This is a genomic window from Paraburkholderia sediminicola, from assembly GCF_902859805.1.
Lineage (GTDB): Bacteria > Pseudomonadota > Gammaproteobacteria > Burkholderiales > Burkholderiaceae > Paraburkholderia > Paraburkholderia sediminicola.
In genome coordinates, this window is record NZ_CADIKC010000004.1 from 86433 (window position 1) to 109714 (window position 23282).

A 23282-nucleotide genomic window follows, 5' to 3' on the forward strand; every position below is an offset into this window, starting at 1 on the left:
CAAAATCAGCGAGTCAGGCTCAACTCGCCCGGCGCGCCAGCCAGCGTGCGATCCGGACGGCAATTGACGATCATGATCGCGAGCGTCAGCACATACGGCGCCGCGTTGTAGAGGTAATAGCCGCTCGTCACGCCGATCGCCTGCAACGCCGGCCCGAGCGCGCCGGCCGCACCGAATAGCAACGCGGCCCACAGGCAACGCAGGGGCTGCCAGCGCGCGAAGATCACCAGTGCGACCGCCATCAGTCCTTGCCCGCTGGAGAGCCCTTCATTCCAGCTCCCCGGATACACCAGCGACAGATACGCACCGCCGATGCCCGCGAACACACCGCCCACCGCCGTCGCGGCGATGCGCACGCGTGTGAGCGGATAGCCCATGGCGCGCGCCGTCTCGGCGTGATCGCCGACAAGCCGCAGCACCATCCCCCAACGGGTATTGCGCAAGCCCCACTGCAGAACGAAGGACAACACCACGCCGATCACGAACAGCAGGTTGATATGCAGCGCGTTATGCAATTGTGGCGACGAGGTCCACGTGCCGAGATCGATGAACGGCAGCATCGGCGCCTGCGGTTCGATGAAAGGCTTGCCGAGATAGAACGCGAGTCCGGTGCCGAGCAGCATCAACGCGATGCCGAACGCAATGTCCGACACGCGCGGCAACGAGCACACGAGACCGTGCAGACAACCGAGCAGCAAGCCGACGAAACCGGCAGCAAGCACACCGGCCCACGGCGAGCCGCTCAGAAAAGCACCGGCATAGCCGCTCATCGCGCCCGACACGAGGATGCCTTCGAGGCCGAGATTCACGCGCCCGCCCTTCTCGGTTAAGCACTCACCGAGACTGACGAACAGATAAGGCGTGCTGACGCGAATCGCACCGGCGAACAGCGACAGCAACAGGATCACGATGGGCGAGTGCATATCAGGCATGGGTCTGCTCCAGTTGCACGGGAAGATCGGCAAGCGCTGCGGCCTGCAATTTGACGCGCCATGCGGCGATACGCCCACCAAGCGCTTCCCACGCGAGCAGGTTCGCGAACAGCAGACCTTGCAAGACGAGCGTAGTGGCGTCGGGCAGATCGAGCCGGCGTTGCAGCAGAGAGCCGCTCGCCTCGATGCCCCCGATCATCAGCGCACACGCGATGATCGCGAGCGGATTCTGCCGGGCGGCGAACGCGACCAGGATGCCCGCATAGCCATAACCCGCGAGCAAGGACGCATTTGCGCTGCCCTGCACCGCCGCCACTTCGAACATGCCGCCGAGGCCGGCTGCGGCGCCACCCAACACGCAAGCGGCAAGAGCCAGCAGATTGACCGGCAAGCCGACCAGGCGTGCCGCGCGATGACTGCCGCCCACCACGCGCATCGCAAAGCCCTTGGTGCTGAACTTCACGAACACCCACGCCGCGATGCAAGCGACGACGCCCCAGAACAGTCCCCAGTGTGTGTCGAGTCCGGGGATCGAGCCGATCATCATCGCGTCGGGCACGGGATAGGTAGACGGCTTGTTCAGGCTCGCCGGGTCGCGTAGCGGCCCTTCCACCAGATGTTTGAAAAGCGCGATTGCGATATACGACATCAACAGGCTGCTGATCGTCTCGTTGACGCCTCGCCACTGTCGCAATGCGCCCACCGCACCGATCCAGAACCCGCCGGCCAGCATGCCGGCCACCGCCATCAACGGCGTGGCGACCAGCCACGGCGTGCCGCTCGGCAGCATCTGCGGGACGATTGCCGCGCACATGCCGCCGAGTGCGAGCGCGCCCTCGCCGCCGATCACGATCAACCCGACCTGAGCGGGCAGCGCGACGCATAACGCGGTCAGCATCAACGGCGACGCGCGCAGCAAGGTGCTCTGCCACGCGAACGACGAGCCAAAAGCGCCTTCAAAAATCAGCCCGATTGCATCGAGCGCCGGCTGCCCCTGAACCAGCAGGAATAGCGAAAACAGCAACAGCGTGCCGAGCACCGCCAACGCGGTCGGCAGCGCGGGCAAGAGCGAAAGCATCACTCTTGCGGTAGAAGCATTGAGGCGCATCACGGCTCCTTCGCTCATGCAAACTCACGCACACTCACACAATCACGCAGGCCACGATCAGATCTGGCCAACGACGCCCGCCACCAGATAGTTCATGCTTTCGAGCGTGTAGTCGGTCTGTATGTGACTCGCGCCGGAGGCGATCGCCGTTCCGCCCTTGTTGTCCTTCATCGGTCCTTTGAAGATCACGAAATTGCCGGCCACCATGCTGCCTTTGATCGAGTCGGCGTTCTGCTTAGCCGGCGCGGTGACTTTCGCGCCGTACGGCGACATCTTCACGAAGCCTTCTTTCAAGCCGCCGCGCAACACATTCGGTTGTGGCGTGCCAGCCTGTGCGCCCGTGACCAGTTGCTTGTACGGCGTCGCCCAGTCCCATTCCGCGCCGGTCAGATAGCCTTTCGGCGCGAGCGCTGCCTGGCTCGCGTGGTAACCGCAACTCATCGCCCCGCGCTTTTCCGCCGTTTCGACGACGACCTTCGGACCGTCGACGTGACAGGTCAGCACATCGCAACCCTGATCGATGAGACTGTTGGTGGCTTCCGCTTCCTTCACCGGCATTGACCAATCGCCCGTAAAAATCACCTGCGTGGTGATCGACGGATCGACGGACTGCGCGCCGAGCGTGAACGAATTGATGTTGCGCAGCACCTGCGGAATCGGTTTGGCTGCGACGAAGCCAAGCTTCTTACTCTTCGTCATGTGGCCCGCGACGACGCCGTTCAGATACTGGCATTCGTCGATATAACCGAAGTAGCTGGTGATGTTCGACGGGTTGCCCTGTTTCCACAATCCGCCGCAATGCGCGAAACGCACTTTCGGATATTTAGCCGCCATCTTCAGCACGTGCGGATCGAAGTAACCAAACGAGGTCGCGAAAATCAGCGTCGCGCCGTCCTGTTCGATCATCGCTTCCATGGTTTTCTGCACGGCGATGGTTTCCGGCACGTTCTCCTCTTCCACCACCTTGACGTCAGGTATCTTCTTGATGACGGCGGCAGCGGTCGCCTGGGCCTGGTTGTACCCGTAGTCGCTGCGCGCGCCGACGTAGATCACGCCGACTGTCGTCTTCGGCGCGGCAAACACCGATTGAATCGGCAGGATATTGCCGAGCGTCAACAGGCTGGCGCTCTTGATGAAATTGCGGCGACTGGTCATGGTGTCCAATTCCTTGTGGAGAGGTGAAGAGCGTTGGCCCTCAGTTGACATTCAGGCTGTCGAGATAAGCGAGCCAGCCGCCAAACGAGGTGATGTCTAGTGCGCCGCTGCCGTTGCTCACCGCCGACGGCTCGCAGATGAAGCCCTTCACCGTGAGGCCGTTAGCGAGTTGCACTGAGCCGATACCGAGCGGTGCGGGCACGTCGGCGACAAATTTGCCGAAGCTGCGCAGCGGCATTTCCCAGACTTCCACGGCGATGGGTGCGCCTTGCTGGCCGGTGACGCGCACCAGGCCTGGTTTCGGCGGCTGCGTATTGGCAAGCGCGTAAAGCGTGTAATCGGCGGCGGTTTGTGTCGCCACAACAAAACGCGCGCCGGCTTCCTGAAGCTGCCAGTTCAGCGGCAGGCCACGCAGATGCGCACCGACCACGGCAAGCGCGACAGTCGGCTCCTGAAACGGCAATGGCGCGATCGTGTTTGCCACGGGCGCGGTTTTCTTGTCGGTCACGGTCATGGTCCCGTCCGCGTCCGCACCCTCGCTCGCGAACAACGCCTGAATCCGCGCGCCCAGCTCGGCGAGGCGCCGGTCCGCGCCGCTCGGTGCGATCAGTGTGACGCCGGCGGGCAAGCCGTCCTGGCGACGCTGGCACGGCACGGCCAGCGCGCACAGGTCGAGCAGGTTGACGAAGTTCGTGTAGTAACCAAGCTGGCTGTTCAACTCGACGGGATTAGCCTGCACGTCGGCAATCAGCGGATGAGTAGGCGTGGTCGGGACGATCAGGATGTCGATCGTCTCGAAGAGCTGCTCGGCGTGCCGCTTCAGATCGGCGAGCGCGTACTGGCCGTTGAATGCGTCAGCGGCACTGTAGCGATCCGCTTTGCCGATCACCGTGGCGACGACCGGATCGACCGCTTCGTGATGCGTCTCGAAGAATGAACCGAGCGCGGCGCGCCTTTCCGCCACCCAGGGGCCGTCGTAGAGCAGCGCGGAGACCTGCTTGAGCGGCTGAAAGTCGATCGGCGTGGGCGCGAGATGCAGATGGGTTGAGAGCGTATCGAGTGCGGCCGAGAAGGCCTGATTCGCCGCTGCGTCCCCGTAGAACTCGAGATGATCCGGCACGCCGATCCGCGGCGCGCCACGCAGGAGCCCGAGTCCCGGGACCTTGCGCGAATAGCCGTCGAACGGATCGAAGCACGCGATTTCGTTGAACACGCGCCATGCGTCGTCAACGTCGTGCGCGAACACCGAGATCGTGTCGAGACTGCGGCACGCCGGCACGACACCGCGCTTGCTGACGAGTCCAAGCGACGGTTTCAGGCCGACCAGTCCATTGAACCCGGCCGGCACGCGCCCAGACCCGGCGGTATCGGTGCCAAGCGAAAATGCCACGCAACCTGCGGCCACGGCAACCGCCGAGCCTGAGCTCGACCCGCCCGACACGCGCTCGGGAAACGCTGTGTTCCGCACTGCGCCGTAAGGCGAACGCGTGCCGACGAGGCCGGTTGCGAACTGGTCAAGATTGGTCTTGCCGATCAGGATCGCGCCGGCGTCGATGAGGCGCTGTACGGCGAATGCCGAGATCTCCGGCGTATAGCTGAAAGGCTCGCACGCGGCAGTAGTCGGCAGGCCGGCAACGTCGATATTGTCTTTGACCGCGAACGGTACGCCGAACAGCGGCATCCGCTCGAAGACGGCGCAGCCCTGTGCTTCATAAAGCGCTTCGAGCGCGTGGGCGCGAGCCTTCAGGTCTGCAGCGGGCACGCGCAGGATCCAGACTTCCGGCCGGTCGATTTCGGCAATACGAGCAAGCGCCGACGTCACGACCTCGGTCGGCGTGAGACGTTTGGCGGCATACGCCGAGAGGAGACTGCGGACCTTCAGGGGCGACGAAATTGGCACTGGTTTTTCCTTGAGTTCAATCTTGAATACAAGTTTGGACTCAAATAAGCAGGAGCTATGCCAGGTGTATTTCAGGGCCGCCCGAACACGCTGTCAGCCTTACCAGGTCTGGTTTTTTGGCAGGTTTCCGGCGGCGTGGACGGGCCGCGCTGCCGCCCTTCGATCAATGCGTCATGGTGCAGCGCTCCCCAACTCGGGGCTCCTGCGCCCTGCATTTGAGCCTGGCCAGGAGTGGCGCGTCGCGATCGCACGTTGCCGCCATGCGCCGATTTTTTTCGGCGCCGTGCGCGAACCTATACTCGCTACTCCGACGACCTCACTCACTGCTCATCCCCGTAGCGGAGCATCGATGCACGACACCCGACTCGCCCGTTCGACCGCCGGCATGGTCACCAGCCCTCATGCATTGGCGAGCGAGGCGGGGCGCGACGTATTGCGTGCGGGCGGCAACGCGATCGAGGCCGCGATTGCCATCGGCGCGGCGCTCTGCGTGACGTATCCGCATTTCACCGGACTCGGCGGCGACGCTTTCTGGGTGATCGGCGACCGGCAAGGGATGTTGCGCACGGTGTCGGGCATCGGCCAGGCCGCGCAGCAACTGCCTGCGTTCACCGGCGCCATTCCACTGCGCGGCGCTGCCTCGACACTCACCACGGCCGCGACCGTCGATACATGGCGTCAGGCCTACGAGATCAGTGAAGAGGCATGGGGCGGCACGCAATCGTGGTCGTCGCTGTTCGACCGTGCGCTGGAATACGCATCCGATGGCTTCCCGGTCACGCCCTCGCAGCATTTCTGGCAAAGCATGCGGGTGGACGAATTGCACGCCCTGCCCGGCTTTGCGGCAACTTTCGCGCCGCACGGCCAAATTCCTGCCATCGGCGAACGCTTCGTGCAACCTGCGCTGACGAAGAGCATCGAGCGAATTGCCCGCTTCGGTGCGCGCGAATTCTATGAGGGCGAGCTTGCAGAGCGGATCGCGCACGGTTTGCGTGAAGCCGGTTCGCCGCTGACGTTGAGCGATCTGGCGCGAACCCAAGCACGTGATGAGGCGCCATTGCGGGTGGCCTATCGTGGTGGCGAACTGGTCAGCATGCGGCCGCCGACTCAAGGGGTGACGACGCTGCAGATCATGGGCATGCTCGATCGTTTCGATATTGCGCAGATTGCCGAGGGCAGCGGCGACTACTACCACCTGCTGGTGGAAGCGGTGAAGTGCGCGTTCGTAGACCGCGACCGCTTCGTGTCCGATCCTGAGTTCAACTGGGTGCCGGTCGACGACATGCTGTCGCCCGCCGCGCTCGATGCGCATGCACGCTCGATCGATCGGCATGAAGCGCGCGCATGGCCCCACGTGTTCCGCCCGGGCGACACAGTGTTTATCGGCGCGACGGATAGCGAAGGCCGCAGCGTCAGTGTTCTGCAAACGGTTTACTTCGACTGGGGCAGCGGCGTGGTGGCGGGCGATACGGGGATTCTGTGGCACAACCGCGGCGCTTCATTCAGCACGAATCCCCGGCATCACAACGCGCTGCAACCGGGCAAGCGGCCGTTCCACACGCTCAACCCCGGCATGTATCTGAAGGATGGCCGGCCACATCTGCTATTCGGCACGCAAGGCGCCGACGGTCAGCCACAAACGCTGGCCGCGATTCTCACGCGGCTGATCGACTACGGGATGGACCCGCTCACTGCCCTCGCCCGTCCGCGCTTTCTGCTTGGCAAGACCTTCTCCGATACACGCGATGCGTTGAAGCTCGAAGAGGACGCCGGCGCCGACGTGTTCGTCGAACTCGCTGCACGTGGGCATGAGGTGAGTGTCATTCCGGCGCAGAGTCCTTTGGCGGGCCATCCAGGCGTGATCCGCATCGAGCCGGACGGTGCTGCATCAGGCGCGCATGATCCACGCAGCGATGGTCGTGCGCTTGGGGTTTGAGTCGGCCAGGCGTCAAGCGGTCACGTGTCGGTACTCACGTAGTTTCCCGCGCTGACGCATTGGCATAGCTCGTGATGCCGAGCAACTGGCCCAGGCTTTTCTCGCCGCGCATCCGCGAGGTTTCGATCCGCTCCTGAATGTCGCGAAGATGCGCTTCCATGTGGGCCATTGCGCCCGCTGCATCGCGTGCTTCGATGCAATCGACAATCGTCGCATGCTCCGCGTGCTCGCATGGCGCGTGCCCAGGCGGTTCATACACACCGACAATGAGCGAGCAGCGCGAAACCAGTTCCTTCAGATAGTTTTGCAGAATCGAGTTGCCCGCGAGCGCGGCGATGCGCATATGAAAGCCACTGGCGAGCGTAGCCCACGAAGGTTGGTCGAAGCGATGCATCGCCTCGTGCTCGCTCGCCAGTTGCTGGCGCAAGGCCTTGATGTCCTGGGCGCTCGCGCGCTGTACGGCCAGCTCGACCAGCATGCGTTCAACGGAGCGCCGCGCCTCGAAGATCTCGCGCGTTTCCTCCGGTGTCGGCTCGGCGATCACCGCGCCCTTGTTCGGCCGCAGCACGACGATGCCGTCGTAGGCGAGCTTCTCCAGCACCCGCCGCACGACCGCGCGGCCCACACCGAACAGTTGACACAGCTCAGGCTCCGGCAGTTTCGTGCCGGGCGTCAAACGATGGTTCAGCACGCCGTCGAAGATCGACTGATAGATACGCGCGTCGACGTCCGCTTCTTCCTTGGGCGTTTTTCTGGCGCTGGCTGGGCCGGCTTTCGGCTTGGTGCTCGTGCGCGCACTCGTGCTCATGCGACCTCCGGGCGCAGCACGCCGTCCCGCTCCAGTTCGTCCATGTGATGCGCGATAGCACCCGGCGTCGTGATCCACACATCGCCTTTTGCTCGTGCCGCGGCGACGTGTTCGAGCGCGCGACGAAGATGCCGTAGTCGATATGGCTGCCCCACCAGATAAGGATGCAGTGCGATACCCATCACCAGCGCCTGCGGCTGCGTACCGCGATTAGCCTGTTCGAGCATCTCGTCGAACTGATCGACGATCATGTCGGCGAACGCGCGGCCGTCCATATGGCGGCCCACCATCATCGGCAGATCGTTGAGTTCCTGCGGGTACGGAATCGACCATAACGACCCACTGCGCGTAGCCATGCGTACCGGACGATCGTCGTGACACCAGTTCAGCGTATAGCGATAACCGGTCTCAGCCAGCAGATCGGGCGTCAGGTGCGATTCGGAGATCCACGGTGAGAGCCAGCCCTGCGGCGGCGTGCCGGACGCTTCGGCGATACGTTCGCGGCAATGCAGAAGCAGTTCGCGTTCGCCATTTTCGTCGAGGTCGCTTTGCCGATGCGCATTGGTGTGCCCGTGACCGATCAGTTCGTCGCCGCGCGCCACGCAGGCCGCAATCAGCTCCGGGCAATGGTCGTAGAGCGCGGTATTGATGAGCGTGCCCGCAGGCATTTCAAGCTGGTCGAACAGTTCGATGCAGCGCCACGCGCCCACCCGGTTGCCATACTCGCGCCAGCTATGGTTCAGCACATCCGGTTGCGGCGAAATCGGGCCGAGCGCGGCGCCGAGTCCCTCGCCGAACGCAAAGTGTTCGATATTGAAGCCGAGATAGACCGCGAGCCCGCTATCGCCGGGCCAGCGGAACGCGTCGCTATCCGTGATCGGGCGATAGGAAAAGCGGCCATGGGCGGCGATCGATTGACGGGCGCGATTCTTTGCTGCGGGCATGTTCCGTGTGTCGTTCATGTAAAGAAGCCGTAGGTGACGAAAGGCGACGCGTGGCGCCCCGCATGAACCGAGTTGGCCGGATCATGCCCCGGGACGGACCGAAGACGCACCGCGATTGCGCAAAAGAAACGCTTTGATCGCTGACGATCGATGCTGCAGATCGTTTGCAATATGTGAGCCAACTCGTCGACGTTAAGCACACCGGCGTGTTTGCAATCCTCGACCGTCACGAATCGACGGATGGCACATGTCTTGCATTTGGATGACTTCGCCGAGGCATCGCGTGTGGTTTAGCCTGCGTCAGCACTTCGCCGTTCACGAGGACATCCACTCCATGATTCAGCCTGCTTCAACGGTGCTCGAAACTACAGCCGCCGATATCGAACTGGTGCACGTGTCGAAGCAGTACGGCGACTCGCTTGCCGTCGACGCCATCGATCTGCGCATTGCCGGCGGCCAGTATTGCTGCCTGCTCGGGCCTTCGGGATGCGGTAAGACCTCGACCTTGCGCATGATCGCCGGGCATGAATCGGTCACCGAGGGTGACATTCTGATTGCGGGGCGCAACGTTACACGGGAAGAACCCGCTGCCCGCGGCACGGCAATGGTCTTTCAGAACTACGCGCTGTTCCCGCATCTGAACGCGCTGGATAACGTCGCATTCAGCCTGAAGATGCGCGGCGTCCCGAAGGATGTGCGCCGCAAGCGTGCCGGTGAGTTGCTGGAACTGGTCGCGATGTCCGCGTATGCAGAGCGCAAACCGGCGCAACTGTCGGGTGGCCAGCAGCAACGTGTGGCGCTCGCTCGGGCGCTGCTGAATCAACCCGGCTGTCTATTGCTCGACGAGCCGCTATCTGCGCTCGACCCCTTCCTGCGCGTGCAGATGCGTGCGGAACTCAAACGCTGGCAGAAAGAACTTGGCATCACGTTCGTACACGTCACGCACTCGCAGGAAGAAGCGATGGCGCTTGCCGATCTGGTGGTCGTGATGAGCCACGGGCGGATCGAACAAAGCGGCACGCCGCACGAAGTCTTCAATCGACCGCGTACTGAATTCGTCGCGCGTTTTCTCGGCGGCCACAACGTATTCAATACGAACGGCCGCGCGTTTACCGTGCGCGCCGATCATCTGCGGGTGGTGCCGCACGGCGTCACGCCTGTCCAGACGGCAACCGGTGAGAGTGGCCTGACGCGGATCGGCGGCGTGCCCTGCAAGGTACGCGAAGCGGAGTACCAGGGCACCCATTTACGCATGACGCTCGATCCGCTCGACGGCTCGCCTGAACTGATCTCGCTGGTGAGCGACGGCGATTACGACCCGGCGCGACTCGGCCCCGACGCGCGCGTGGTGGTCTGGTGGAACGAACAGGACGCGCATCCGCTGGCGGCGTGAGCGGTGAGCGGTTGTGTTCTGCCTTGCGCGACATGGCGGCGCAAAGAACGTCTCTGAACGAGAAACGTGAACTGAGCTTCAACTGAACGACAAACAGGCGCTGATCGAACATCAGGCGCAGATCAAACGAACGTCAACTGAGGAGAAGGCAATGAGTGAAGCGAACGAGAGCCCGGCAGCGGCCGCATCCGATCTGAAGGAAAAGGGCCTGTCGCGCCGCACGTTCATCAAGGGCGCTGTGGCGGCGGCTGGCATTGCCGGCTTTCCGTACGTGCATGCGCAGGAGAAAATCACGTTGCGCTACCTCGGCACGGCAGTGAATCAGAGCGCCGACATCGCGAAGAAATTCAAGGAAGACACAGGCATCGACATTCAATATGTGCCGGTGACGACTGACGACGTGGCCAAGCGCATCATTACGCAGCCCAACTCGTTCGACATCGTCGACACAGAATATTTCGCGCTCAAGAAACTGATTCCGGCCGGCACACTCGCGGGCATGGACGCGAAACGCATCAAGCTCGCCGACAAAATCACGCCGGTACTGACGCGCGGTGAAGTGAACGGCAAGAAGATCGGCGATCAGGGCACCGCGCCGAAGAAGGTGATGTTCCTGACCGGCCCGCGCTCCACCGAGTTTTCCGCAACGCCGACCGAGTGGATGACGTTGATCCCGACCACATACAACGCGGACACCCTCGGCATCCGTCCCGACCTTATCAAGCGGCCGATCGACAGTTGGGCCGAACTGCTCAATCCGCAATTCAAGGGCAAGGCGGCGCTGTTGAACATTCCCGCGATCGGCATCATGGATTCGGCAATGGCGATCGAGGCAATGGGTCATGTGAAGTACGGCGACAAAGGCAACATGACCAAGGCCGAAATCGACCAGACCATCAAGATCCTGATCGAAGCCAAGCGTGCCGGCCAGTTCCGCGCGTTCTGGAAAGACTTCAACGAAAGCGTGAACCTGATGGCGTCGGGCGAAGTGGTGATCCAGTCGATGTGGTCGCCGGCCGTGACCAAGGTGCGCACCATGGGTGTCGCCTGCAAGTTCCAGCCGCTCAAGGAAGGCTATCGCTCGTGGGCGTCAGGTTTCGGCTTTCCGCGCTCGCTGCAGGGCAAGAAACTCGACGCTGCGTACGAGTTCGTCAACTGGTTTCAGGACGGTTGGGCCGGCGCTTATCTGATGCGCCAGGGCTATTATTCCGGCGTCCTCGAGACGGCGAAAACTCACATGCAGCCTTACGAATGGGACTACTGGATCGAAGGCAAAGCTGCCGCGCAGGACATCAAGGCCCCCGATGGCCAGTTGCTCGAAAAAGCCGGCACCGTGCGCGACGGCGGCTCGTACAACCAGCGCATGGGCGCGATTGCCTGCTGGAACGCGGTGATGGACGAGAACATCTACATGGTTCAGAAGTGGAACGAGTTCATCGCGGCATGAATGTAACTTGAGTGTGGCTTGAGCGCGACTTGGGCGACTGAATCGCATGCCGGACTGCCGGTGCATGACATGCCGGCAGTTCTTCGATGACGCGGTCATGCCGCAAAAGTGCTTCCACTGATATCCGCCCATGGCAACGATCGACCTTTCCTCTCACGCGCAGGATGAGCCCGTCAAACACCGGCGCGCGCCTGCATGGTTGCAGGCGACGCCGCTTTCGCTCACATTCCTGCTGTTTTTCATCGTGCCGCTGGTCATCACGTTGATCGTCAGTTTCTGGGACTTCAACGAATACCAGATCATCCCGGCCTTCACACTGAAAAACTACGCCGCGATTTTCAACGGCTGTTCGTCGATGACGGACGTCTGCGTGACCTTGAAAACGTACTGGTCGACGCTCAAGTTCTGCGCAATCGTATGGACCGTGACCTTGCTGCTGGGTTTTTCGATCGCTTACTTCCTCGCGTTCCACGTGTGCACGACGAGCATGCAGACAATCCTGTTCCTCGTCTGCACGATTCCGTTCTGGACGTCGAACGTAATCCGCATGATTTCGTGGATGCCATTGCTGGGCCGTAACGGGCTCGTCAATCAGGCACTGCTGGGCGCGCATCTGATCGATCAGCCGCTCGAATGGCTGCTGTATTCGAACTTCTCGGTCGTGCTGGCGTTCGTGCATCTCTACACGTTCTTCATGATCGTGCCAATTTTCAACGCGATGATGCGAATCGACCGTTCCTTGCTCGAAGCGGCGCGCGATGCCGGCGCGAGCGGCTGGCAAGTGATTCGCGACGTGGTGTTGCCGCTGTCGAAGACCGGCATCGTGATCGGCTCGATCTTCGTGATCACGATCGTGATGGGCGATTTCCTGACCGTCGGTGTGATGGGTGGCCAGCAGATCGCATCAGTCGGCAAGATCATTCAGGTGCAGACCGGCTACCTGCAGTTTCCTGCCGCGGCGGCCAACGCGATCATTCTGCTGGCTGTCGTGTTGATGATCGTGTGGGGTTTGACGCGGGTCGTCGACATCCGCAAGGAGCTGTAAAGATGCAGGCCATTCGCCACAAACATCGGGAGCGCCGGCCGGCCAGCTTTTACTGGCTCGCGCTGCTGTTCGGCTTGTTCGTGCTGTTCCTGTATGGACCGGTCATTACGATTTTCATTCTCTCGTTTCAGGGACCCGAGGGCGGGCTGACGTTTCCGATGCGAGGCGTGTCGTTGCACTGGTTTGCCGCGCTGCGTGACGGCGTCGGCGACGTCGACATCTGGGGGGCATTTTGGCGATCAGTGCGGCTCGCGTTCGCTGTAACCGTTTTGACGGTGCTGTTCTCGGTGGCGGCCGGATTAGCATTTCGCCGGCGGTTTCGCGGGGATACGGCGGTTTTTTACGTGTCGGTTGCCAGTTTGATCATGCCGTCCATTATTGTTTCGCTGGGGATCGGGTTGACGTTCCGGTTGCTCGATAACGGGGTGAAGTATCTCGCTTCCGCGTGGGGGTATCAGTCGTTTGCCGATACGTATACGACGTCGATGGGCTTGTTCACGTCGGCGTTGGGGGCGCATTTGACGTGGACGCTGCCGTTTGGTTTGCTCGTGATGTTTGCGGTTTTCAACCGGTTCAATCCTGCTTATGAGGAGGCTTCGCGGGATCTGGGCGCCACGCCGTGGCAAAGCTTCCGGCATGTTGTTTTGCCTATCATCGGACCTTCGGTTGTCGGCGTCGCGATGTTTGGGTTCACGCTTTCATGGGATGAGATTGCTCGTACCTCGCAGGCTATTGGGGATCAGAATACCTTGCCGCTCGAATTGCAGGGGCTTACTACGTCGGTGACGACGCCTGTTATTTATGCGCTTGGGACGATGACTACGGTTTTGTCGCTTTCGGTTATGGTTTTTTGTTTGTTTGTCGTGCGGGGGTTGGGGCGACGGAGGGTAAATTAACGGGTTTTTTGCCTGCGCGGCGCTCTTTGTTCGTGTTCTTGGGGCTTTGGCCTTTCCTTGTTCTGGCTTTGGTGCCTTTCCTTGTTTTGTTAGTGGTCTATTAGTGTTGCCCCTGTGCGGGGCGGCACCTACTTCTCTTTGCCGGCTGCAAAGAGAAGTAGGCAAGAGAAAGCAGCTTAAACCGCTAATGCTAAGTGGGCACCGTGGTCTGCTATGGGTAGTGGTGCATCTGGAATCTGTGTTCTCGCGCACTCCGCGCTAGTGACAAAGGACTCATCAGCTCCCACTCCGCACTGCGTGCGTCGCGGACGGGTCTGCGTGGGAAACCGCCGGCTTCGGTTGAGGTTTGCGGGTGCCGTCGGCTTCGCCTCGGCGAGGCGCCCTGCACTCACCCGGAACCCCACTTCAAATCATATGTCGGTGTACTGCAACCACAGTCCCGGCCACATTCACATTCACATTCACAGTTGCAGTAGGCGGTTGCAGTTGCTGTTCCAATCACAATCGCGGCGGCGATGCAGTGACGAGCTGCGGGTCGGTGTCGCGGCGTGAGCGCCAAAACGAAGCAATCGGTTTTATGAACTACTCTTCGGCGCGCGCAGCGCCGCCGGAAGTATGACGCCCTTGTCACTGGCGCATGCAGGTGCACGAACACAGATTCCAGATGCACCACTACCCGTGGCGGACCACGGTGCCCACTTAGCATTAGCGGTTTAAGCTGCTTTCTCTTGCCTACTTCTCTTTGCAGCCGGCAAAGAGAAGTAGGTGCCGCCCCGCACAGGGGCAACGCTAATAGACCACTAACAATGCAAGGAAAGGCACGAAAGCCAGAACAAGGAAAAACCAAAGCCCAAGGGGGCAAGGGCAAACAGAGGAACAACCGCCGAGCAGGCAAAGCCCCCATTTCACTAAACCTTCTAAGAATCAACCAAATACTTGGTTGCCCACCCCTTCCCCCTCCCGTACCGTTCTCAGATTGCGCCCGGCGCCCGCCCCGCTATGGAGAACTCATGTCAACATCCGAATCGCACGCATCCGCAAATCAAACAACCGCAGACGCAGCAAACCCATTCAACGAAAACGAACTAACCCACCGCTTCGCACCCATATTCGCCCGCATCGCCGAAGGTGCGGTAGAACGCGAACAGAATCGGGAGCTGGCCTACGCGCCAGTAGAATGGCTCCGCGAAGCCGGCTACACCAAACTGCGCGTGCCCAAACGCTACGGCGGCGAAGGCATCTCGCTAAAAGCGTTCTTTGCGTTAGTCACGCGTCTCGGCGAAGCAGACTCGAACCTTCCGCAAATCCTGCGCGTGCACGGCGGGTTTATTGAATCGCTGCTGGAAAACGGCGATGAATCCTTGCGCGATCGATGGTTCACGCGTATCGCACAAGGTCAGATTATCGGCGGCGCCGTTTCGGAACGCACCGGCGTGACCAACAACAGCGTACGTCTCACCCAGAACGACGGTACGTGGTATCTCGACGGTGAGAAGTACTACACCACGGGCACGCTCTACGCGGATTGGGTCGACGTTACCGCGCACGACGGCGAAAGCGACGTCCGCGTACTCGTCAAAACCGATGCGCCAGGTCTCGCTCGCATCGACGATTGGGATGGTTTCGGGCAGCGTCTGACCGGTAGCGGTACGGCGCGTTTCGATCACGTGCCGGTCTCACTCGACAATCTGTACCGCCGGTATAACGCCTCCGAACCACGCCGCAATAGTCTGCTTACTGCGTACTATCAGGCGCTGCATGTGGCGAACCTTGCCGGTATCAGTCGTGCGGCGCTGCGCGATGCGGTGGCGTTCACGCAGCGTAAAACACGGACCTTCGGTATTCCGGGTGAATCGAACCCGCGCGACAATCCCTTGGTGCATCGTGTAGTCGGCCGGCTCGCGAGCCTGGCTTACTCGACGCAGAGCATCAGCGCTTCGCTAGCCAGTGCGATCGATGAAGTGTCGGTCGCGCGCCAGGAAGGCCGTACTGACGAGCAGACCTATGTGCGCCTCGACATCCAGACTTTTCAGGCGCAGCAAATCGTCATCGAACAAACTCTGCAAGCGGCGACGTTGTTGTTCGAAGTGGGCGGTGCATCGGCAACCAGCGAGACGCGCCGCTTCGATCGCTACTGGCGCAATGCACGTGTGCTGGCATCGCACAATCCGGCAATCATCCGCGAAGCCGCAATCGGCGACTTCTATCTGAATGGGACGGCGCACAAGGAGCGGTTTGGTGTGGCGCGGAATCCCGAAGTTCTCACGGCGGTTGCCCAGCTGTAAAAAGTATCAGGTCGAGGTGCCCGCGCATGCCGCGGCGCACTCGGCGCGCTGAAATGAAAAGGCCGCTCACGCGGCCTTAGTTACTAGTTGCACCGCCGCTGCTAAATGCAGCGGGTTCTCCGGATCATTTCGCCGAGGGCGTCCAGATACGGATGTCCGTCGCTTTCAAGGTGGCGGGGATCAGCCCTGCCGCGCGATACGTGTCGGCGATGCGCTGCTGCTCCGCCAATTGATCGCGTTTCACCGGCACGATGTCGTAGCTGCGGCGGCTATTGGCTAACTCGACCGTCGGTCCAGGAATGTTGCCCCACACCGGCCCGAGAATCTGTGCGGCCTCCTGGGGATGCGCCTTGATCCACTTGCCCGTAGTGTTCAATTCGTCGAATACGACGCGCAGCACATCCGGATGCTTATCGGCAAAGGCAGTTGTCGCCGTGTAAAAACGGTTGTATTGAGCAACGCCGCCGCTGCCGTCCGCGATCACGCGAACATGCGCCTCACGTTGCTGGGCGGCGAGAAAGGGATCCCATATGGCCCATGCATCGATATTGCCGCCGCGGAAAGCGGCAAGCGCATCCGGCGCCTCCAGATAGCGCACCTGTATATCGTTGATCGTCAGACCCGCTTTAGCCAACGCGCTCAGCAACAGGAAGTTGCAACCCGATCCCTTGGAAACCGCCACGCGTTTGCCCTTCAGGTCCGCCACCGAATGAATCGGCGAATCCGGCGGCACGATGATCGCCTGGGCGGTCGGCGCAGAAGTCTCTTCTGCGTAGTAGGTCAGCGGCGCGTTGGCGGCCTGCGTAAAGAGCGCAAAGGCGTCCGCCACATCCGCATGCAGATCGACGCTGCCGGCGTTCAACGACTGCAGCAGGCCCGTCGAGAACTCGTGCCAGCTCACGTCATAGCCGAGCGCATTGAGCTTCTTCTCGAGTGCGCCAGTTCGCTTCAATAGAATAAATAGCGTCGAGGAACGCTGGTAGCTGATCGACACCGTTTCGTTGGCATACGCCACGTCGGTCGACAGCGCGCCGCCGATCAACGTCAGGCATACGCAGAGGCGTCGCAGGCTTCGGGAGCCGGAGAAAGCGAGGGGCATCGATCGAGATCCATGTGATGGGGGTATGCGGAATCGCTGAATATATAAAAGAACGACACACGGTCAAAGACTGATTTCATCGATCGATATGGGTAGAAATTGGAACGCACGGCGGCGGTATCGCTCATCATTCGAGGTTTTATGCGAGTTGAAGCGCACGCTTTCACCGTGGAGATTTCTGCGTTATGTCGACACTCCCTCCCCGCTTCGGTATCTGGGCGCTGGTTCATGGCAGCCGCGCCGCGCTGCAGGACCCCGATGAACCGTACGACGCGTCGTGGGCGCGAAACAAAACCCTCGTTTTCGAAGCCGAGCGACTCGGCTACGACTCCGTGCTGGTCGCGCAGCACACGATCAATCCGCACAATCCCGACTTCGATCAGCTCGAAGCGTGGTCCGCCTCGGCCGCGCTCGCGGCGCTGACCGAGCGCATCGAGATCATCGCCGCCATCAAGCCGTATCTGTATCACCCTGTCGTGCTGGCGAAGATGGCGCAGCAGATCGAACACATCAGTGGCGGGCGCTTCGCGATCAATCTTGTCAACGCATGGAATCGTCCGGAGCTGGAGCGCGCCGGTATCGGATTTGCAGAGCACGACGCGCGTTATGCATACGGACGTGAGTGGATCACGGTGGTGGACTCCTTGTTGCGCGGCGAGCGTACGCGTTTTCGCGGCGAGCATTTTAATGTGGATGACTATCTATTGCGTCCCGCGGATCCGTTTCGCAGCCGTCCGCGCATCTATGTGGGCGGCGAATCGGAACCGGCGCGGGAGCTGGTCGCCGACATGGGCGACGTGTGGTTCATCAACGGCCAGCCACTGGACGCCGTCAAAACGTTGATCGCGGATGTCTCGGGCCGCAAGCGCCCCACTCCGCACGAACCGTTGCGTTTTGGTTTGTCGGCCTTTGTCATCGCTCGCGAATCCGGCGAGGCCGCTGATCAGCACCTCGCCCATCTGTTCGCACTGGCCGCAAAAGATGCTCCGCTGCGTGAGCAACAGAAATCGAATATCGACCCCAAGGCAGTGATGTTCCAGACCTTCGCGCAAACGCCGCGCGTGGGTTCGAACGGCGGCACGGCGGCTGGACTGGTCGGCAGCTATGACACGGTCGCGCAGCGGATCGCCGATTTTCATCGTGCCGGGATCGAGTTGTTCATGTTGCAATTCCAGCCGTTCGAGACTGACATGCGCATTTTTGCCGAAGAAGTGATTCCGCGGGTACGCCGCCTGCTCGGTTGATCCGGGCGAGGTCTGCGGCTTCCAGCACGCCATCCTCATGTGGCACAGTATCGTCAAACGCATGCGCTACGCTTGCGATACTGGACAGCCCCGATGAGCGAGATGAAAAATCCGACTGCGTACGAGCCCCCGGTCGACGAAGACCAGCTTCTGCTGAAGTGGATCCGGCGCGCGCGTGAATCCCAGATGAGCCATTACGACATGGCCGACCTGTTATCGGCGCGGGATCGCAGCGTCGGCTGGCTGGTCACTGCGTTGACCGCGTTCGTGGGGACGGCCGTGTTTGCGTCGCTGAGTTCGCCCGCTGTCTCGCCGGCGCTTAGAATCTTTGTGGGCTTCGTGAGCGTTGCGGCGGCGGTCTCAGCCGCGCTGCAAACCTTCCTCAGATACGCGGAGCGTGCGGAAAAGCATCGCGCGGCGGGAGCCCGTTATGGCGCTGTGCGGCGCAGGCTGGAAGCGATTTTCGCAGGTGACGCCGACGCACGCGATGGCCACTATCTCACCGCGATCCGCGACGAGCTCGACCGGCTTGCGGAAGATTCACCCAACGTGCCGCCGCGCATTTTCTATCGCACCCAGCGAACCCTGTCCGCCGAACCGCGAAGAAGCCGCGACGCCTGAGCGACCCGCCACGCCACTCGCCTAATAATCAGCGTGTGGCGGACACCAGCAACATCATCGGCCGTTCGCGCTCTTCGGCCAGTTCAGGGCGCGCGGCAAGATCGGCGTCGGTCGGCCCCCACTCGTCGACATGGGCAATGGTGAAGCCTGCACCGATCAGATGGTTCAACAAGGTGCCGATCGTGCGGTGCTGCTTGACGACGCCTTCGGCGAGCCAGTTCGTGACGCGTGGCCCTTCCAGTTGGTAGCTGTCGAGCGGCCAGTGCTTGCGGCCGTCCGCATCGACCGACCAGCCGGGCTGCTGCGGCGCCATGAAAATCGGATGCTCGATGGAGAACACGAGGCGCCCGCCCGGCACCAGCGCGCGGTGCACCGTGTCGAACAGGCCACGCAGATTGGCGATGTAGTGAAACGCGAGGGAGCTATAGGCGAGATCGAAGCTTGCTTCGGGCAAGTCGAGATGCTCGAGATCGGCTCTCACATAGGTCATGGCAGGATCGTTCGACGACGATCGCGCCCGTTCCAGCATCTTCTCCGAGACATCGACACCGAGTACCGCGGCGGCGCCCGCCTCGCGCGCCCATCGGCAGAACCAGCCATACCCGCAGCCAAGATCGACCACATTCAGGCCGCGCATTCGCGGCAGCATCGCGCGCAACGCGGGCCATTCGGCGGCGCCTTCAAGGCCCTGTTTCGAGCGACCCAACTGGCTGTAGTTGTCGAAGAATGCGGGGTCGTCGTAAATGTTCTGTGTCATTTGTAAATGGCATTAACTTCAATTGAAGCGACGTAGCCGCTGATGTATATGCACGAAGCCCGCAGCGTGTCATTTGCCCATGCAATCTGGATTGCAGGAATCGGCCACTATTTCTGGTCAGGTGCCTCGCAGCCCATATGGGCCGCACCTCGCGGCGCTTAAGCCTCACTTAAGGACATTGCCTGCACAATACATGGTGATGAGAATACCCCTATTCACGGGTATGTTTTTCCACCGCGCATTCGAAACACGATAGTCCCGCCCGGCCTTCCGGTATTTACGTCTTTCCGGGCCTTTGCTTCCGCCCGATTATGGTATCGTCCGACCTGCGCTTTGATGCGCATTGCCACACTCAATCGGGAAGCGCAATCGCTCCCTAAAAAAAAGATTATGGAAGTCCAAAACGCCCGTCGTTGGGCACCACGGGGAACTCGCGTCTGGCTCACCGCGGCCGCTGCATTGGCGATCGCGAGCGGAGTACGCCTGTTGCTCCATCCGTTGCTGGGACCGATCATGCCAGGTACCGCGTTCTGTATCGCGGCGGCGCTGGTTGAGTACTTTTGCGGGCTGGCCCCGGCGCTCACCGTCATGGTGCTCGGCCTGGGTATCGCCGACTATCTGTTCGTCCCGCCCTACGCCACCATCGCCGTGTTCGATCGCGCCGACCTCGTCCTGCTGGTCTCGTATCCATTGGTGACGCTGATTGTCATCGTGCTGATCGAACGCCTGCGCCGCTCGCAGTTTCGTGCCGAACTGATCGCGTCGGTTGCGCAGTCGCGCTATGAAATGCTGCTGCGTCACGATAACGAACGCATGCTGGCACGCCGCGGCGTCGACGAAACGCACCGGCTGCTGCGCCACCTGTCCCATCACCACCGGACGTTCATTTTTATTCAGGCGCTCGAGCGCAATGCCCTGCAGCCGGGCAACGAAGTCAAGCCACAAGGCTTGCTGCCGCGCCTGCCCAACGAGATTGCACCAGGCCCGCGCTTCGCCGATGTCCATCCCGAGGACATCCAGCGGCTTAGCAAGGCGATGTGGCCCGGCCACCATCGCGTGCGCCTGAAAAGTGGCGATGGTCCGTCGAAGCTGACTGAGTGCATGTGCGAACGGTTCACTACCCATGCCGGCGAGTTTCTCGTCCTTCGGATCGGAGCCTGATCCATGAGTCAACCGACGAGTCTCTTCTTACCCGGCGACGATCACGCCGTGCTCATGTTGCACGGCCTGTCGAGTTCGCCGCTCGAATTGCGTTTTCTCGCCCGCTTTCTGAACGCTGAAGGCTTCACTGCCTGCGCACCTGTCCTGCCGGGCTACAGCGCCGGCTCGGAAGAACAGGCAATGGAGATGTGGCTCGAAGCCGCCGTGCGCGAGTACGACGCTTTGGCCGAGCGCTTTGCCCGTGTCTCGATCTGCGGCCTGTCGATTGGCGCGGCCCTGGCGCTGGCGCTGGCGCATCGCCGTCCAGGGGCGCAGTCGCTCGTGTTGCTGTCGCTCACGCTCTCGTACGACGGGTGGGCGATCCCCTGGTATCGTTTCCTGCTTAACTGGGCGTACTTCACGCCGATGCGCAAACGCTGGCGCTACCGCGAGGAGGCGCCGTTCGGCCTGCGCAACGAAGCGCTTCGGGCAAAGATCGCCCGCGCGATGCAGCGCAGCGACTTCAGTGAGGTCGGTCCGTCGACAATTTCATTGCCGGCATTGCACCAGGCAAGCCGCCTCGCCGCGAGCGTGCGCACGCAGGTACGTGACATCAAAACCGATTGCCTGATTGTTCACGCGATCGACGACGAGACGTCGAGCCCGCGCAATGCCCGCTTTGTCGCCACGAATATCGGCGCTGCCTTCTTACGCACAATCTGGCTGGATGATTCGTATCACATGATTACGTCGGACAACGAACGCGAAATCGTCGCGCGCGAAACCGCCCTGTTCCTGCGCGAAAGCGAAGCCGTCCATAGCGGCGACGACGGCAAACAACAGGTCGTCTCGAAGGCTTTGGCGCGACGCCTCAGGCAACTTGCGGCGCTTGGCAAGGAGCGCGCATGACGGCGGATACCAGGCCGAGATTCGGCAAGCCCGCTCGCGCTTCGCTGCTGCTCGCCGCTGCGCTCGGCCTTTGCGCTGCACGCGCTGCCTACGCGGACGATGCGACTCCGAACACGACCACTGACACCAGCACCGGCGCGGCCACCGACAGCAAATGGAAAATCGGCGTGGGCCCTGGCGTGGTGATTACGCCGAAGTACCCGGGGTCCCGCCAGTTGAGCGTATTCCCGTTCCCTGCGCTGGACATCTCATACGACGACCGGATTTTCTCGCAGGGCCCTGACGTGCTCGGCGTGAACGTGCTGCGCGGTCCTGCCTATCACGTGGGTGCGGCATTGAGTTTCGATTTCCAGACGCGCAAGGAGTCGGACGATCCACGCCTGCATGGACTGGGCAATGTGAATGGCGGGCCCAAACTGAAGCTCTTCGCCGACTACACGTGGTGGGCGTTTACCGGATCGGTGGCCTTGTACCAGGATATCGCCGGGCACCACCAGGGGACCACAGTCAGCACGGATTTCGTAGCGTCCGCGCCGGTTGGCGGCTGGCTGTTCTCGGTGGGACCAGGATTCACGTGGGCGAATGGCACTTATACGCGGACGTTTTTCGGCGTGTCCGGGCAGCAGAGCGCGGCGTCAGGATTGCCTACGTACAGCACCAGTGCAGGCGTGCGCGACGTCCATATGAACGCCCAGGTGACTTACGACTTTTCGAAGCACTGGAATGGGTCGGTTTCCGCAACCTTCGGGCGACTGGAGCACGATGCGGCGAATAGCCCGATTACCGAAAAGAGATTCGAGCTCAATACGCTCGCTTCGGTGAACTACAAGTTCTAGTTTCTGGTTTCTCGCGCGCTTGCACGTTCCCACGCTCGCACCGTGCGAGAAACCAGACGCAAATCGCGCTTCAATCCTCCGTACGCAACTCTTCAACTTCAATCCCCAACTCCGCAGCCATGCGTCGCACGACGACCTGAAGCCGGCTCACCTCGTCGGCAAGCCGCTTCTGTTCAGCTTTGACGGCCTCGAACGCCGACAGCGGCACGACCTCATCGTCTCCGCCCGGCTGCGCAAGATCGCTTGCGCTGACTTCGCCGCATAGCAGATGCATCCAGCGATTTTCGCGCTCGCCCGGCGTGCGGGCCAGCTTCGCCACGCGCGGCGGATCGTTGGCAGCCAGTTCGTCGAGAAACGCCTCGACCGACGAGATGTCGGCAAATCCATGCAGGCGCGCGCTGTTCAGGCGCAACTCGGCCGCGGTCTGCGGACCGCGCAGCAGCAACGTGGTCAGTAACGCTGCCGACTGGCTCGGCAAGCCCAGCACCCGATTCATGTTGTGCTCGAAGCGCGGCACGCGGCTGCTGCTGCCTTCCATCACGAGGCTTAGCCGCTTCAATCCGTCGACGGCGGTCAGCACTTCGGCTTCAGTCGCATTCATCACCGGCGCGCGGCCGGTTTTCTGATTGCAACCCAAGGTCAGCGCGTTCAGCGAAAGCGGATAACTGTCCGGCACGGTGTGCTGCTTTTCGACGAGCACGCCGAGCACGCGCCCTTCAAGCAAGGTCAAAGCGCGGATGGAGGGACGGGAAACAGCGTCGGGAGTGGAGTTCATAGAAGATGTCGCGGCATGCGCCGCCGGGTCTCGTGAATGGTGTGCCTTACCG

20 protein-coding genes are annotated in these 23282 nt (G+C 61.6%); 11 read left to right on the forward strand and 9 right to left on the reverse strand.

Going from position 1 to position 23282, the window contains the following annotated elements:
• Positions 1–5: 5 nt before the first annotated feature.
• The 4 genes from R8871_RS16420 to atzF are packed head-to-tail and all read right to left on the reverse strand — an operon-like array spanning position 6 to position 5095.
• Positions 6–932, reverse strand: a complete 927-nt coding sequence (locus R8871_RS16420; RefSeq protein WP_175051396.1) for an ABC transporter permease — start codon at positions 930–932, stop codon at positions 6–8.
• Positions 925–2040: an ABC transporter permease gene (locus R8871_RS16425; protein ID WP_175051780.1), complete on the reverse strand. Its 1116-nt coding sequence runs from the start codon at positions 2038–2040 to the stop codon at positions 925–927. The genes R8871_RS16420 and R8871_RS16425 overlap by 8 nt, the downstream gene beginning before the upstream one ends.
• 57 nt (positions 2041–2097) lie before the next feature.
• Entirely contained in the window at positions 2098–3195 is a 1098-nt protein-coding gene (locus tag R8871_RS16430; protein WP_175051397.1) for a BMP family ABC transporter substrate-binding protein, read from the reverse strand.
• Between the two features lie 40 nt (positions 3196–3235).
• On the reverse strand, positions 3236–5095 hold the full coding sequence (atzF, locus tag R8871_RS16435; RefSeq protein WP_175051398.1) for an allophanate hydrolase: 1860 nt from the start codon (positions 5093–5095) through the stop codon (positions 3236–3238).
• A 349-nt stretch (positions 5096–5444) separates the two neighbouring features.
• Here atzF and ggt point away from each other — a divergent pair, with 349 nt between their 5' ends.
• Positions 5445–7031, forward strand: a complete 1587-nt coding sequence (gene ggt, locus R8871_RS16440) for a gamma-glutamyltransferase (RefSeq protein WP_175051399.1) — start codon at positions 5445–5447, stop codon at positions 7029–7031.
• A gap of 34 nt (positions 7032–7065) precedes the next feature.
• On the opposite strand, the gene R8871_RS16445 is transcribed toward ggt, so the two are convergent.
• Together R8871_RS16445 and R8871_RS16450 are read right to left on the reverse strand one after the other, a co-directional pair.
• On the reverse strand, positions 7066–7839 hold the full coding sequence (locus R8871_RS16445) for a GntR family transcriptional regulator (protein WP_175051400.1): 774 nt from the start codon (positions 7837–7839) through the stop codon (positions 7066–7068).
• Positions 7836–8801, reverse strand: a complete 966-nt coding sequence (locus tag R8871_RS16450) for a polysaccharide deacetylase family protein (RefSeq protein ID WP_175051401.1) — start codon at positions 8799–8801, stop codon at positions 7836–7838. Before R8871_RS16450 ends, R8871_RS16445 begins: the two co-directional genes overlap by 4 nt.
• A 316-nt stretch (positions 8802–9117) precedes the next feature.
• On the opposite strand from R8871_RS16450, the gene R8871_RS16455 reads away from it, so the two are divergent.
• The 5 genes from R8871_RS16455 to R8871_RS16475 all read left to right on the forward strand — a co-directional run bounded on the left by R8871_RS16455 (position 9118) and on the right by R8871_RS16475 (position 15849).
• Entirely contained in the window at positions 9118–10176 is a 1059-nt protein-coding gene (locus tag R8871_RS16455) for an ABC transporter ATP-binding protein (protein ID WP_175051402.1), read from the forward strand.
• A gap of 151 nt (positions 10177–10327) precedes the next feature.
• A complete protein-coding gene (locus tag R8871_RS16460; protein WP_054042307.1) occupies positions 10328–11623 on the forward strand; it encodes an ABC transporter substrate-binding protein in 1296 nt (431 codons plus the stop codon).
• A gap of 130 nt (positions 11624–11753) precedes the next feature.
• Positions 11754–12668 (forward strand): ABC transporter permease, encoded by a 915-nt coding sequence (locus R8871_RS16465; protein ID WP_175051403.1) that lies wholly within the window; start codon positions 11754–11756, stop codon positions 12666–12668.
• 2 nt (positions 12669–12670) lie between these two features.
• Positions 12671–13564, forward strand: coding sequence for an ABC transporter permease (locus tag R8871_RS16470; RefSeq protein ID WP_175051404.1), 894 nt, complete (start codon positions 12671–12673; stop codon positions 13562–13564).
• A 1010-nt stretch (positions 13565–14574) separates the two neighbouring features.
• Positions 14575–15849: an acyl-CoA dehydrogenase family protein gene (locus tag R8871_RS16475; RefSeq protein WP_175051405.1), complete on the forward strand. Its 1275-nt coding sequence runs from the start codon at positions 14575–14577 to the stop codon at positions 15847–15849.
• Between the two features lie 124 nt (positions 15850–15973).
• On the opposite strand, the gene R8871_RS16480 is transcribed toward R8871_RS16475, so the two are convergent.
• Positions 15974–16948: an aliphatic sulfonate ABC transporter substrate-binding protein gene (locus R8871_RS16480; RefSeq protein WP_175051406.1), complete on the reverse strand. Its 975-nt coding sequence runs from the start codon at positions 16946–16948 to the stop codon at positions 15974–15976.
• A 185-nt stretch (positions 16949–17133) separates the two neighbouring features.
• Between R8871_RS16480 and R8871_RS16485 the strand changes: the two genes are divergently transcribed.
• Together R8871_RS16485 and R8871_RS16490 are read left to right on the forward strand one after the other, a co-directional pair.
• Positions 17134–18192, forward strand: a complete 1059-nt coding sequence (locus R8871_RS16485) for an LLM class flavin-dependent oxidoreductase (protein WP_175051407.1) — start codon at positions 17134–17136, stop codon at positions 18190–18192.
• 102 nt (positions 18193–18294) lie between these two features.
• The gene (locus R8871_RS16490; RefSeq protein WP_175051781.1) at positions 18295–18813 is read left to right on the forward strand and encodes an SLATT domain-containing protein; all 519 of its coding nucleotides are present in this window, start codon (positions 18295–18297) and stop codon (positions 18811–18813) included.
• A gap of 28 nt (positions 18814–18841) precedes the next feature.
• Here R8871_RS16490 and R8871_RS16495 read toward each other — a convergent pair whose 3' ends face one another.
• On the reverse strand, positions 18842–19570 hold the full coding sequence (locus R8871_RS16495; protein ID WP_175051408.1) for a class I SAM-dependent methyltransferase: 729 nt from the start codon (positions 19568–19570) through the stop codon (positions 18842–18844).
• A gap of 390 nt (positions 19571–19960) precedes the next feature.
• On the opposite strand from R8871_RS16495, the gene R8871_RS16500 reads away from it, so the two are divergent.
• Genes R8871_RS16500 through R8871_RS16510 form a run of 3 tightly spaced genes read left to right on the forward strand, consistent with a single transcriptional unit; the run spans position 19961 to position 22455 of the window.
• Complete coding sequence (locus tag R8871_RS16500; RefSeq protein ID WP_175051782.1) at positions 19961–20731, forward strand: DUF4118 domain-containing protein; 771 nt, start codon at positions 19961–19963, stop codon at positions 20729–20731.
• Positions 20732–20734: 3 nt separating this feature from the next.
• Entirely contained in the window at positions 20735–21619 is an 885-nt protein-coding gene (locus tag R8871_RS16505) for an alpha/beta hydrolase (RefSeq protein ID WP_175051409.1), read from the forward strand.
• Positions 21616–22455, forward strand: coding sequence for a MipA/OmpV family protein (locus R8871_RS16510; protein ID WP_175051410.1), 840 nt, complete (start codon positions 21616–21618; stop codon positions 22453–22455). The genes R8871_RS16505 and R8871_RS16510 overlap by 4 nt, the downstream gene beginning before the upstream one ends.
• A 70-nt stretch (positions 22456–22525) precedes the next feature.
• On the opposite strand, the gene R8871_RS16515 is transcribed toward R8871_RS16510, so the two are convergent.
• The gene (locus tag R8871_RS16515; protein WP_054035438.1) at positions 22526–23230 is read right to left on the reverse strand and encodes a YceH family protein; all 705 of its coding nucleotides are present in this window, start codon (positions 23228–23230) and stop codon (positions 22526–22528) included.
• Between the last annotated feature and the right edge of the window lie 52 nt (positions 23231–23282).